The 12697-nt window shown below is 69.9% G+C and carries 11 protein-coding genes and 1 tRNA gene; 7 read left to right on the top strand and 5 right to left on the bottom strand.

The window, feature by feature from the left end:
• Positions 1 to 325 precede the first annotated feature (325 nt).
• Positions 326 to 535 (top strand): hypothetical protein, encoded by a 210-nt coding sequence (locus tag ACFMQL_RS16680; RefSeq protein ID WP_364062830.1) that lies wholly within the window; start codon positions 326 to 328, stop codon positions 533 to 535.
• 106 nt (positions 536 to 641) lie between these two features.
• Here ACFMQL_RS16680 and ACFMQL_RS16675 read toward each other — a convergent pair.
• A tRNA-Gly gene (locus tag ACFMQL_RS16675) sits at positions 642 to 712 on the bottom strand.
• A 98-nt stretch (positions 713 to 810) separates the two neighbouring features.
• Here ACFMQL_RS16675 and dcd point away from each other — a divergent pair.
• From dcd to ACFMQL_RS16660, 3 genes are all read left to right on the top strand, one after another.
• On the top strand, positions 811 to 1386 hold the full coding sequence (dcd, locus tag ACFMQL_RS16670; RefSeq protein ID WP_364062827.1) for a dCTP deaminase: 576 nt from the start codon (positions 811 to 813) through the stop codon (positions 1384 to 1386).
• Positions 1387 to 1637: 251 nt separating this feature from the next.
• Complete coding sequence (locus tag ACFMQL_RS16665) at positions 1638 to 2255, top strand: DUF47 domain-containing protein (RefSeq protein ID WP_043625094.1); 618 nt, start codon at positions 1638 to 1640, stop codon at positions 2253 to 2255.
• 8 nt (positions 2256 to 2263) lie between these two features.
• Entirely contained in the window at positions 2264 to 3271 is a 1008-nt protein-coding gene (locus ACFMQL_RS16660) for an inorganic phosphate transporter (RefSeq protein WP_364062824.1), read from the top strand.
• A 22-nt stretch (positions 3272 to 3293) separates the two neighbouring features.
• Here the strand turns inward: ACFMQL_RS16660 and mshD are convergent, their stop codons facing one another.
• On the bottom strand, positions 3294 to 4187 hold the full coding sequence (gene mshD, locus ACFMQL_RS16655) for a mycothiol synthase (protein WP_378786041.1): 894 nt from the start codon (positions 4185 to 4187) through the stop codon (positions 3294 to 3296).
• Between the two features lie 108 nt (positions 4188 to 4295).
• Here mshD and ACFMQL_RS16650 point away from each other — a divergent pair, with 108 nt between their 5' ends.
• A complete protein-coding gene (locus ACFMQL_RS16650; protein ID WP_364062818.1) occupies positions 4296 to 6083 on the top strand; it encodes a bifunctional metallophosphatase/5'-nucleotidase in 1788 nt (595 codons plus the stop codon).
• Positions 6084 to 6132: 49 nt separating this feature from the next.
• On the opposite strand, the gene ACFMQL_RS16645 is transcribed toward ACFMQL_RS16650, so the two are convergent.
• Positions 6133 to 7230 (bottom strand): sensor histidine kinase, encoded by a 1098-nt coding sequence (locus ACFMQL_RS16645; RefSeq protein ID WP_378786040.1) that lies wholly within the window; start codon positions 7228 to 7230, stop codon positions 6133 to 6135.
• 115 nt (positions 7231 to 7345) lie between these two features.
• Positions 7346 to 8677 carry an MFS transporter gene (locus ACFMQL_RS16640; RefSeq protein ID WP_378786039.1) on the bottom strand — a complete coding sequence of 444 codons (1332 nt, stop codon included), beginning with the start codon at positions 8675 to 8677 and terminating at the stop codon, positions 7346 to 7348.
• Positions 8678 to 8846: 169 nt separating this feature from the next.
• On the opposite strand from ACFMQL_RS16640, the gene ACFMQL_RS16635 reads away from it, so the two are divergent.
• On the top strand, positions 8847 to 10262 hold the full coding sequence (locus tag ACFMQL_RS16635) for a purine-cytosine permease family protein (RefSeq protein WP_378786038.1): 1416 nt from the start codon (positions 8847 to 8849) through the stop codon (positions 10260 to 10262).
• A gap of 21 nt (positions 10263 to 10283) precedes the next feature.
• Complete coding sequence (locus ACFMQL_RS16630; RefSeq protein ID WP_378786037.1) at positions 10284 to 10769, top strand: hypothetical protein; 486 nt, start codon at positions 10284 to 10286, stop codon at positions 10767 to 10769.
• 109 nt (positions 10770 to 10878) lie between these two features.
• Here ACFMQL_RS16630 and ACFMQL_RS16625 read toward each other — a convergent pair whose 3' ends face one another.
• On the bottom strand, positions 10879 to 12681 hold the full coding sequence (locus ACFMQL_RS16625) for an alkyl/aryl-sulfatase (RefSeq protein WP_378786036.1): 1803 nt from the start codon (positions 12679 to 12681) through the stop codon (positions 10879 to 10881).
• Positions 12682 to 12697: the final 16 nt, after the last annotated feature.

The following is a 12697-nucleotide window of genomic DNA, read 5'->3' as shown; positions in this document are numbered from 1 at the left end:
CCTTCGCCGTAGTGACCTCGACCTGGACGCCGGGACCGTGCGTGTTCGGGCGGCTTACGTCGAACGCTCCACCGGGGGGTTGTTTCTCGGGCCGCCCCAGTCCAGGACCGGCGGCGGACCGTGGGCCTCCCGCAAACGATCGTCCCCACGCTGCGCGAGCACCTTGCTACTCACGTGCAGGACGATCCGGGGGCACTCCTGTTCCTGGCGCCAAGGGCGGCCCGCTGCGGCGCAGCGGCTTCAACACCCGTACGCGCTGGGTGGACGTGGTCAAGGAGATGGGCTTGCCCGGTCTCCATCTCATGATCTTCGCCACACAGGGAACATGATCGCGGCGGACTCGGGCGCGGGCCTCAAGGACCTCATGGCACGGATGGGGCACGACAACGTCCGGGCCGCGATGATCTATCAGCACGCCGTACGGGGAGCCGACAAGCTGATCACCGAGGCGATCGACAAGCGCCTAAAGGGCCACGAACGGGCACGGGACGGCGGCGAGAACGACCCGCCTGGCGTCCTCGTCCCCACCGGATGATCGCCAGCCCTAATGGCACGCTAATGGCACGCGGAGATCAACAAGCCCGGACAAGATGAAAGCCCAGGTGCCGGAGTCACCGGCCCACCTGGGCTTTCATGCTGAGAGCGGGTGACGGGAATCGAACCCGCGCTGTCAGCTTGGGAAGCTGATGTTCTGCCATTGAACTACACCCGCGTACGACCGAAGGTCGCGCCCCTACTCTAGCGGAAACTTGGGCCACAACAGCAATCCCCGAGCCCGGACTTCCATCCTGGACCGGTAAGTTGCTCACCGTGCTGCTATCTGACCGTGACATCCTGGCGGAGATCGAGGCCGGGCGGTTGTCGCTGGATCCGTTCGATCCGGAGATGCTACAGCCGTCGAGCATCGATGTCCGGCTTGACCGTTTCTTCCGGGTGTTCGAGAACCATCGCTATCCGCACATCGATCCTTCGGTCGAGCAGCCGGATCTGACGCGGATGGTGGAGCCCAAGGGGGACGAGCCGTTCATCCTCCATCCCGGGGAGTTCGTGCTCGCCTCCACGTACGAGGTTGTCACGCTGCCGGACGACCTGGCGTCGCGGCTGGAGGGGAAGAGTTCGCTGGGCCGGCTGGGGTTGCTGACGCATTCGACGGCGGGGTTCATCGATCCGGGGTTCAGCGGGCATGTGACGCTGGAGCTGTCGAACGTGGCGACGTTGCCGATCAAGTTGTGGCCGGGCATGAAGATCGGGCAGTTGTGCGTGTTCCGGCTGAGCTCGCCGGCGGAGTATCCGTACGGATCGAGCAAGTACGGATCCCGCTACCAGGGCCAGCGGGGCCCGACCCCATCACGGTCATTCCAGAACTTTCACCGCACCAAGATCTGAACTTAGGTGAACAACAGATGAACATCTAAGGAACAGGTAGGTGAACGGGACGGGTCGAGCGGCCATCATGAAGGCGTTCTGAGCGGTTGCCACGCCGGTCCGAGCTGCACGAATGCCCCCACAACCAGCGGCTTCGCCGGTGTCGGCATACGAACAGCGGGTAGCCATTAGGCGAAGGGGACATGAAGTTCGCATTTCGCCTGGTAAGCCATACTCTTCCACGGACCATCCCCGCACATCTGGAGAACGACGTGCGCCTGCGTCTCACGCCACGTGAGGACAGCTACTACGACCTGTTCGCCGACTCGGCGAACAACCTGGTCACGGCATCCCGTCTGCTGGTGGAGATCATCAGCGATGGCTCGGACAGGGAGGCCCTGGCCGAGAAGATGCGCGCCTGCGAGCACGCCGGTGACGAACGCACCCACGCGATCATGAACCGGCTCAACGAGAGCTTCATCACTCCGTTCGACCGCGAGGACATCTACCGGCTGGCCTCGAACCTCGACGACGTGATGGACGCCATGGAAGCGGCCTCCGACCTCATCGTGCTGTACCAGCTCGACCACCTCCCCAAGGACGTCGTACGCCAGGTCGAGGTGCTGGAGCGGGCGGCCGAGCTGACGGCGGAGGCCATGCCGCGCCTGCGCTCGATGAAGAACCTCAACGAGTACTGGATCGAGGTCAACCGCCTGGAGAACCAGGGTGACCAGGTCTACCGGAGGTTGCTGGCCAAGCTGTTCAGCGGCGAGTACGACGCCCTGACCGTGATGAAGATGAAGGAGGTCGTCGACGCCTTGGAGGAGGCCGCCGACGCCTTCGAGCACGTGGCCAACACCGTCGAGTCGATCGCGGTCAAGGAAAGCTAGGCCCGGCAGTGGACCTTACGCTTGGCCTCGTCATCGGCGTGGTCGTCATCGCGTTGGCCTTCGACTACACCAACGGCTTCCACGACGCGGCTAACGCGATCGCGACCTCCGTCTCGACCCGGGCCCTGACCCCCAGGGCCGCGCTGTTCATGGCGGCGGCGATGAACTTCATCGGCGCCCACCTCGGCACTCAGGTGGCCCAGACCGTCGGCAAGGGCATCATCGACGCGCCCGACGGCTCACACGGCCTGGTCATCGTGACGGCCGCGCTGATAGGCGCGATCGTCTGGAACCTCATCACCTGGTATTTCGGCCTGCCGTCCTCCTCCAGTCACGCCCTCATCGGCGGTTTGGTGGGCTCGGCGCTGGCCTCCAGCAGCGTCGTGCACTGGGACGGCGTCGTCGAGAAGGTCGTCATCCCGATGGTGCTGTCGCCGGTGATCGGGTTCACCCTGGCCGCCGCGATCATGATCGCAATCTACTGGATCTTCCGCAACAGCCAGCCCGGGAAGACCAACCGGGGCTTCCGGTACGCGCAGACCGTCTCGGCCGCGGCGATGGCGCTGGGCCACGGCCTGCAGGACGCGCAGAAGACCATGGGCGTCATCTTCCTGGCGCTCACGGTCGGCGGGTTCGCCCAGCCGACGGATCCGATCCCGCAGTGGGTCATCCTCGCCGCCGCGGGGGCGATCTCGCTGGGCACGTACGCGGGCGGCTGGCGCATCATGCGGACGCTGGGACGGCGCATCATCGCGCTGGACCCGCCGCAGGGGTTCGCGGCGGAGTCGGCGGCGGCGACCGTCCTGTACGGGGCCGCCATCGGGTTCGGCGCGCCCATCTCCACCACCCACACCATCACTACGGCGATCATGGGCGTGGGCGCCACCAAGCGGCTCAGCGCCGTGCGGTGGGGCGTCGCGGGCAACATCGTGACCGCGTGGGTCCTCACCATCCCGGCCGCGGCCATCGTGGCGTCCCTGTCCTACCTCGTCCTCCACGCCGTCGTGGAAGGCTGATCCCCCGCAGCGCCCCCGTACGTCACTGCGGGGGCGCGTACATCACGTCCACGTCGTACCGGGTGAATCCCAGCCCCTGATACAGCCGGACAGCCGCCGTGTTGGCCTCGTCCACGTACAGCATCGCCTGGCCGATGCCGCGCGAGCGCAGGTGGTCGAGCCCGGCGAGGGTGAGCGCCTTGCCGAGACCGGTGCCCTGCTGTGAGGGGTCGACGCCGACGACGTAGACCTCCCCCAGCGCCTCGTCGGAGGCGCCGTGCACCTTCGTCCAGTGGAAGCCGACGACGCGGTCACCCCGTACGGCGAGGAAGAAGCCGGAAGGGTCGAACCAGGGCTCCTGCTCGCGCCGCAGCAGGTCGTCCATCGTCCACGCGCCCTGCTCGGGGTGGTGGGCGAAGGCGGCGGCGTTGACCTTGAGCCACGCCTCCTCGTCCTGCCCGGGGACGAACGTACGCAGGCTCACCCCTTCGGGCAGCCGGACGGCGGGCAGCGGCTCGGCCAGGGGGCGGCGCATCTGCCAGAGCGAGCGGACGCGTTCGAGCCCGAAGCGGGCGGCGAGCGCGGCCACCCCGGCATGGTCGCCGTGCGCCCACAGGCGGGGCCTGCTGCTGGCCGCGTCGATGACGGCGCGCAGCAGCCGGGCGCCGTGGCCCTCGCGGCGGTGTGCGGGGTGGACGACCAGCTCGGCGCTCGGGCCCTCGTCGCCGGGATCGACGTGGGCGTATCCGGCGAGCTCGTCGCCGGCGTAGAGCAGGAGGAGACTGGCCCCGGGTTCGCCGCCGTAGCGGAGCTGGAGCATGGCCTGCTCGTTGAGCGGGCGGACGCCGTCGGCCTCCGCCGCCGCCTCCACTACGCCGAGCACGTCGGTGATTTCCTGGTCAGAGAGCCGTTGCCGGTTTTCCACGCGCACGTTCACAGAACGAACTCTAGGCGTCCGACTGGCAAATAACGCCATCCACCACCCCGGCAAATCGTTACCTTTGCGACATTGGTCGCATAGCCAACCGCCGTAACGTCTTGGGCCATGACGTCTGGTTCTCTCCTCCGGCTGGCACTCGCCGGAGCGCTCGCCTCGGGCGCGGTGCTCACCGCCGCGATCCCGGCGAACGCCGGCAAGGCGCCCAGGACGGTCCCCGTCCGCCTCCTGGCGCTGAACGACTTCCACGGCAACCTCGAACCCCCGTCCGGCTCCTCAGGGCGCATGGTGGACGAGCAGGGCAACACGGTCGAGGCCGGCGGCGCGGCCTACATCGCCACCCACATGAAGGCCCTGCGCGACAAGAACACGATCGCCGTCGCCCAGGGCGACCTCATCGGGGCGACGCCGCTGATCTCGGCGGCCTACCACGACGAGCCGTCGGTCGAGTTCATGGGCAAACTCGGGCTCAAGGTGGCCGCGGTCGGCAACCACGAGTTCGACGAGGGCTACCAGGAGCTGCGCCGCATCATGAAGGGCGGCTGCCACCCGGTGGACGGCTGCTCGCCCGCGGGCAAGTGGAAGGGCGCCTCGTACGACTACGTCGGCGCGAACGTGCTGTTCAAGAACCGGAACGAGAAGACCGACGCGCTGGCCGCGCTCGGCGGCGGGAACAGCCCCAAGATCAAGAAGCTGCTGTCCGACTGGGGCGTGCCCGCGCTGCCGCCGGTCAGCATCAAGATCATGAACGGCGTGCCGATCGGCTTCATCGGCCTCGTCACGCAGACCACCCCGAACATCGTCACCACCGAGGGCATCAAGGACCTCAAGTTCGTGGACGAGGTCAAGGCCGCGAACGTCGCCTCCAAGCTGCTCAAACTGGTCGGCGTGAAGGCCCAGGTCGTGCTGGTGCACGAGGGCGACCAGGTGGAGGCGGACCAGTCGCCGGACGCGTGCAGCGCGGTCCCCGGCGCGGGCAACCGCATCGCCACCCAGGTGGACCCCGAGATCGACATCGTGCTGAGCGGCCACTCCCACCAGGCGTACGTGTGCAAGGTGAAGGACCCGGCGGGCAGGGACCGGCTCTTCTCGCAGGGCGGCTCGTTCGGGCGGGTCATCACGCAGGTGGACATGAAGGTGGACGTGCGGACGCGCGACATCGACCGCGCCTCCGTCGTGGCCGACAACCACGTGGTGACGCGTACGGTGACGCCGGACCCGGAGATCTCGGCGTTCGTGCAGACGTGGAAGGACCGCGTGGCCCCGGTCGCGAACCGCGCGGTCGGCACGATCAGCGCCGACATCCCGAACACCGCCGCGCCGTCCGGTGAGACGCCGCTCGGCAACCTCATCGCCGACGCCCAGCTCGCCGCCACCAAGGAGGGCGGCAACGCGCAGATCGCGCTGATGAATCCGGGCGGTGTGCGGGCGCCGCTGTCGTACGCGAGCTCGGAGGCCGGCGAGGGCGACGGTGTGGTGACGTACGGCGAGGCGTTCACCGTGCAGCCGTTCAACAACCTCATGCAGGTCGTCACGCTGACCGGCGCCCAGCTCAAGACGATCCTTGAGCAGCAGTTCACCGGCGGGCCCAACAACCAGGCGTTCACCAAGATCCTGCAGCCGTCGTCGAACTTCACCTACACCTACAGCCAGAGCGCCCCGTGGGGCTCGAAGGTGTCGGACATGAAGATCGACGGCCAGCCGGTGACGGACACGCAGACGATCCGGGTCGCCGCGAACAACTTCCTCGTGGGCGGCGGCGACGCGTTCCTCGGCTTCACCGAGGGCACGGACCTGTGGAGCGGGCCGCTGGACATCGACGCCTTCGTCGACTACCTCGGCCAGAACAACCCGATCGCGCCTCCGGCCACCGACCGCATCACGGTGGTGCCCTAGCGGCGCTCAGCACGGGCCCGTCCGCAAATCGGCGCGGGCCCGCCTCACCTCAGCGCGGGCCCGCCTCGCGGGGCGGGCCCGCGTGCAGGGGCAGGACGGCGACGAGCCGCGCCCCTGGACGGTGGTCGGCGGCGGTCAGCGAGCCGCCGTGCGCCACGGCGATCTCCCTGGACAGCGGCAGGCCGAGCCCGCTGCCGCCGCTGTCCTTGGCCCGCGCGCTCTCCAGCCGGGTGAACCGCTCGAAGACCCGCTCCCTGTCCTGCGGCGGGATGCCGTCGCCGTCGTCGGTCACGGTCACCACCACCTCGTTCCCGCGTACGGCCACGGTCAGGTCGATGCGGGTGGCGGCGTGCCTGGTGGCGTTGTCGAGCAGGTTGGTCAGCAGGCGGTCGAGCTGCACCGGCGAGCCGAACACCGGGGCGGGGCCGTCGAGCCGCAGGTGCACGGGCACCCTGGCGCCCTCGCGGCGGCGTACCTGCTCCTCGGCGAGCCCGCACATGTCCACCACGCGCCGCCGCGTGACCGCGCCCGCGTCGAGCTTGGCCAGCATGAGCAGCTCGTCGATGATGCAGGTCAGCCGGTCGGCGGCGGCCAGGGCACGGGCGGAGGTGACCGCCCAGTCGGTCTCGGCGGGGTAGCTGCAGGCCACCTCCAGTTGCGCGCGCAGCGCGGAGATGGGGCTGCGCAGCTCGTGGGAGGCGTCGGCGACGAAGCGGCGCTGGGTCTCGGCCGAGCGTTCGAGCCGGTCGAGCGTGCGGTTGGTGGTGATCGCCAGCCCGGCGATCTCATCAAGACCGTCCGGTACGGTCACCCGCCGGCTCAGGTCCTGACCGGTGATCTCGGCCAGCTCGGCGCGGATGCGTTCGATCGGGCGCAGCGCGGACCTGGCGGCGCTCCAGGTGACCCACCCGGCGGCGGGCAGCACGAGCGGCAGGGCCAGGGCCGCCCACAGCAGCGCCCGGCGCTCGTCGGCAGGCGAGCCGGGAACGGCGGCGAGCGTCAGCATGGCCCCTGCGGCGAAGACGGCGGCCGCGACCAGCGTCGCCACCGTGGTCAGCCGCGCCCTGATCGAGCGCGGCAGCAGCCGCACCGAGAACGCGCCCATCCGGATCGAGCGCGGAACCAGCGGAACCAGCCGAACCGCCATCCCATCCCACCCCTCCACGTTCACTGTCAGTGACTTTACCCTCCGTTGACGTTAGCCCTAACCTGGCGTCTCATCTGCGTGGATGAGGAGATCCGGGCAGCGCCGACGAATACCGTCAGTGAGCGCGGTGGGTGCCGATCAGGTCGAGCAGCGCGGCGAGCAGCGCGATGCCGACCGACGACGCCACGACGATCAGGCCGTGGCGGAACGCGATGGCCCAGCCGTCGCCGAGCGAGCCGAAGAAGGTGGAGCCCGCCGCCGCGATGCCGATGGCCGAGCCGAGCCGCTGCCCGGTCTGCAGCACTCCCGCGGCGCTGCCGCCGCCCGCCACCGGCACCTCCGAGAGCGTGATGGCCTGGTTGGGCGAGATGGTCAGGCCGCTGCCCAGGCCGGCGAGCAGCAGCGGCAGCGCGGTCGCGAGGCCGGTGTGCCGCCCGGGGACGAGCGTGACGGCGACCATCGTGGCGAGCAGCCCGGCGAGCACCATGCACAGCCCGACGGCCACCACCCGCCGTCCCTTGTGGGAGACGAGGTAACCGCCGAGCACGGCGGCCGATGCCGAGCCCAGCGCGAACGGCGTGATCGCAAGGCCGGCCAGCAGCGGGCTGTAACCGTGTCCCGCCTGGAGGTAGAGGGTGAAGATGAAGAAGATGCCGGTGAACCCGGCGAAGTAGAACAGCGCGATGGCCGTGCCCAGCCGGTACGACCGCTTGCGGAAGAGCGACAGGTCCACCAGCGGCTCGCGGGGGTAGCGGCGTTCCCAGGCCACGAACGCGGCGAGCAGGGCCAGCGCGGTAACGACGAGCAGCCACGTGGTGGGCCCCTCCCACCGGTGCCGCTGGATGGCGGGCACCAGCAGCCCCGCGACGCCGAGCCCGAGCAGCAGCACGCCGACCGGGTCCATGCTCTCGCGCCGGCGACGGACGACCTCGGGGCGCGGCAGCACCCGCCAGGCCAGCGGCAGTAGCGCGATCCCGATCGGCACGTTGACCAGGAACACCCACCGCCAGCCCAGCTCGGGCCCGAAGGCCGTCACCAGCGCGCCGCCGATGAGCGGTCCCGCGGCCGTGGAGACGCCGATGGTGGCCCCGAGCGCGCCGAAGGCCCGGCCCCGTCCCGCGCCCTGGAACATCTGCTGGATCAGCCCGGACACCTGCGGGTTCAGCAGACCGGCCGCGAGGCCCTGGACGAGCCTCGCCACGATGAGCACGGGCATCTGCCAGGCGAGCCCGCAACACGCGCTGGAGATCGTGAACAGCGCGACGCCCCACAGGAAGACCGTGCGGCGGCTCCTCGCGTCACCGAGCCGTCCCGCCGGGATGAGGAGCAGGCCGAAGGTGAGCGCGTAGCCGGAGACCGTCCACTGCAGCGCGTCGTCACCGGCGTGCAGGGCCTGGCGAATCGACGGCAGCGCCACGTTGACGATGCTCACGTCGAGCCCCGTCATGAACGCGGAGGTCAGGCATACGGCAAGGGCGCGCCGTCGCACGTCGGAGCCGAACGCGCCGATCACCCCCTCCGCCGGACCGAGCTGAATGATTCCCCGAAGAATGGGAGATATCGCTCAACAGGATTTATCTTTGCCCATACCACCTCCCGACGAGTACCGTCCGATCATGAGCACGATGGCGGTCGAGCAGAACGGCATCAACGCCGTTCCCGAGAACGAGCGGCGCGGCCGGCCGCGCGACCTGTTCTGGCCCTGGGCGGGCTCGAACCTGTCGCTGTTCGGAGTGGCGTTCGGCGTCTACATCGTGGGGCTGCAGCTCGGCGTGGTGCCCGCGATCATCACCGGCGCGGTGGGGTACGTGCTGTCGTTCCTGCTGGTCGGGCTGGTCGCGGTGGGCGGGGCGCGCTCCGGCGTGCCGACGATGACGCTCGGACGGGCGCCGTTCGGCTACCACGGCAACAAGCTGCCCACCCTGTTCTCCTACATCTCGAACGTCGGCTGGGAGATCGTGCTGGTCACGCTCTCCGCGCAGAGCGGCGCGGAGATCACCGGCCGCCTCGCGCCCGGCGTCTCCACCACGACCACCACCGCCGCCTGCTTCGCCGTCGCCGCCCTCGCGGTGATCGCGGTCGGCGTGTACGGCCACGCGATGATCATGGTGGTGCAACGCCACCTCACGTACGTGTTCGTCGTGCTCACCGTCGTCTACATGGTGCTCATGGCCCCCAACCTCGGCGTCTCGCTGGAGACCACGGCGGGCCCAGGCGGCTGGGCCGGCGGCGTCATCTTCGCCATGACGCTGCTCGGCCTCGGCTGGGTCAACTGCGGCGCCGACTACTCCCGCTACCTGCCCGCCACCTCGTCCGCGCGCGCGGTGACCCTGTGGACGACGCTCGGCGGCGCGCTGCCGCCGATGGTGCTGCTGGTGTTCGGCGTGCTACTGGCCGGCGGAGACCCGAAGCTGGCCGAGGAGGCGGGGGCCAACCCGGTGGCGGCGCTCGCGGCGGCGCTGCCGACCTGGTTCCTGCTGCCGTACCTGCTGACCGCGATCGGCGGCTTCCTCGCCGGCGCGATCATGGACATCTACTCGTCCGGGCTGTCGATGCTGGCGCTCGGCGTGCCCATCAGGCGGCACTGGGCGGTGCTCATCGACGGGCTGCTCATGGTGCTCGGCGGCTACTACCTGCTGTTCGTCTCCACCAGCTTCCTGGCCACCTTCCAGGCGTTCCTCGCCATCGTGGGCGTCGTGATGGCCTCGTGGGCGGCGATCTTCCTGGTCGACATGTGGCGGCTGCGCGGCGGCGGCCGTTCGTACGACGAGCGGCTGCTGCGGGCCGGCGCGCCCGCGCTCAACTGGGCGGGGCTGCTGTCGCTGATCGTCGCGTCCTTCGTGGGGATCGGGCTGATCACCTCGGCGGACCCGTACATCGCGAACGTCGTCGGGTTCCTCATGAGCGACGAGCTGGAGGGCGGCACGTTCGGCTCGGCGAACATCGGGGTCGTGATCGCGCTGGTGCTGGCCGGGATCCTGTACTTCGCGCTCTCCTCGGTGCCTCGTCTGCGCACTCACGTACGGAACTGAGCCAGGAGTTACGCTGAGTGCGTGAATGTTGACATTCCGTACCGTCTGCTGAGCTGGGCGGTGCACGCGACGGGGCTCGGCGTGCTGGCGGTCGCCGTGGCCGGCACCTGGCAGGAGGACCGGCCGGCGGTCGCGTCCGGAGGGGTGCTGCTCGGCCTGCTGTACGCCGTCGCGCCCGCGGCCCCCGGCGCCGGCAGGGCGGCGTGGCTGGGGCTGGTGACCGCGGGGTGGGCGGCGCTCGCCTGGGCGGCGCCCGCGTTCGTGTGGCTGGCGTTTCCGCTGCTGTTCGCGTACCTGCACGCGCTGCCGCTGTGGGCGGCCATGTTCGGCGTGTCGGTGCTGACCTCCGCGGCGATCCTGGCCGCCGCCTGGCACGCCGGCGAGCTGACGCTGCCACTGCTGGTCGGGCCGTGGGTGGCGGCGGCCTTTGTGACGCTGCTCGCGCTCGCCTGCAAGGCGCTCCGCGCCGAGCTGAGCGAGCGCGAGGCCGGGCTCGGCGAGCGTTAGGCCGATGGCTGGGCCGAACGGGCGTTAGGCCGATGGCTGGGCCGAACGGGCGTTAGGCCGATGGCTGGGCCGAACGGGCGTTAGGCCGATGGCGGGACCGGCCGCAACGTCAGGCCGTCACGATGGCGAAGTCCGGCACCGGATGGTCGAGCACGGCGACCAGCCGGCGCAGCGCGTTGATGTCGCCCTCACGCTCGACGCCCTCCACGCCCTTGCCCGACAGCAGGCCGATGAGCTGGGCGCGGGTCAGCCGCAGGGTCAGGTCGGCCGCGTCGTCGTCGCGCGGGTCGGGCTGCTGGACGAGCACGCCGTTCGACAGCGTCGTACGGTGCCGCAGCCCCAGGTCGGTCAGGTGCCAGTCGATGGTCAGCCGCTCGTTCCACGCGCGCGGACCGTCCACCCTGATGGCGATCGAGTCGAAGATCTGCTCCAAGGTGAGCGCGGCGAAGAAGTCGGGCGACGGCCGGTCCGGCCCGGCGGGGACGATGCCGTCGGCCAGCTCCAGCGCGCCCATGAGGTAGCAGTTGCGCCAGGTGGCGTTCTCCGCGCCGTGGCCGAGCCGCGTGTAGACCTCGGCGAGCAGGTCGCGGGCCTCCTTGTTGCCCTCGTCGGCGAAGACCGCGTGGTTGAGGAGCTGGGCGGCGAAGCGCAGGTCGTTCTCGTCGATGTAGCGGCGGGCGAAGGCGACCACGGCCGCGCCGCCGCCCAGGCACTCGACGTACCGGATCGCGCTCTCCTTCGGCGGGTGCTCCCACAGGTGGGCCGGGTTACCGTCGAACCAGCCGAGATAGCGCTGGTAGACGGCTTTGACGTTGTGGCTGACGCTGCCGTAGAAGCCGTGCGTGTGCCAGGACTGCTCCAGCTCGGGCGGCAGCTGCATGACCTCGGCGATCTCGGCCGCCGTCAGGCCCTTGTTCATCAGGCGCAGGGTCTGGTCGTGCAGGTAGGCGTACATGTCGCGCTGCTGGGTGAGGAAGCGCTCGATGCGCTCGCGGCCCCAGGTCGGCCAGTGGTGCGAGGCGAAGGCCACGTCGGTGTCGTCGAGGAAGAGCGCGATGGCCTCGGTGAGGTAGCGGGCCCAGGCGCGCGCGTCGCGGACGATCGCGCCGCGCAGCGGCAGGATGTTGTGCTGGTTGTGGGTGGCGTTCTCGGCCAGGCACAGCGCGCGGTGGCCGGGGAAGTGCACGTTCATCTCGGCGGGGGCCTCGGCGCCCGGCGTGAGCTGGAAGACCATTCGTACGCCGTCCACGACCTCCTCCTGGCCGGTACGCGTGATCTCCAGCGTCGGCGGGATGAGCGACATCGTGCCGGTCGAGACCGTCATGCCGAGGCCGGAGCCGATCTGACCCTCCGGGGAGCGGGGCAGGGCGGGGCCGTACATGTAGACGGCGCGGCGGGCCATGGCGGGGCCCGCGTAGACGTTCTCGGTGACCGCGTGCTCCATGAACCCCGCCGGGGCGAGGATCGGCACGCCGCCGCTCGTGACCCCGCGCACGCCGCCGAAGTGGTCCACGTGGGCGTGGGTGTAGACGACGCCGGTGACCGGGCGATCGCCCCGGTGGGCGCGGTACAGCTTGAGCGCGGCGGCGGCGCACTCGGTGGACAGCAACGGGTCGATGACGACGACGCCGCGCTCGCCCTCGGCCAGCGTCATGTTCGACAGGTCGAGACCGCGTACCTGGTAGATGCCTTCTGTGACCTCGTACAGGCCCTGGCGGGAGCAGAGTTCGCCCTGCCGCCACAGGCCGGGATGGGCGGTGCTCGGGCAGTCTCCCTGGAGGAAACCGTAGGAGTCGTTGTCCCACACGACGTCGCCGTCCACGGATTTGATGACGCCGGGGGTGAGTGCGGCGATGAAGCCCCGGTCGGCATCCTCGAAGTCACCACGGTCGTGAAATGGAAGGTCTGCCATGGAAAGCCGAATGCCC

This window comes from Nonomuraea fastidiosa (assembly GCF_042751225.1).
Lineage (GTDB): Bacteria > Actinomycetota > Actinomycetes > Streptosporangiales > Streptosporangiaceae > Nonomuraea > Nonomuraea fastidiosa.
Note: the sequence above shows the minus strand (reverse complement) of the source record. Positions and strands in the feature narration are given on the sequence as shown.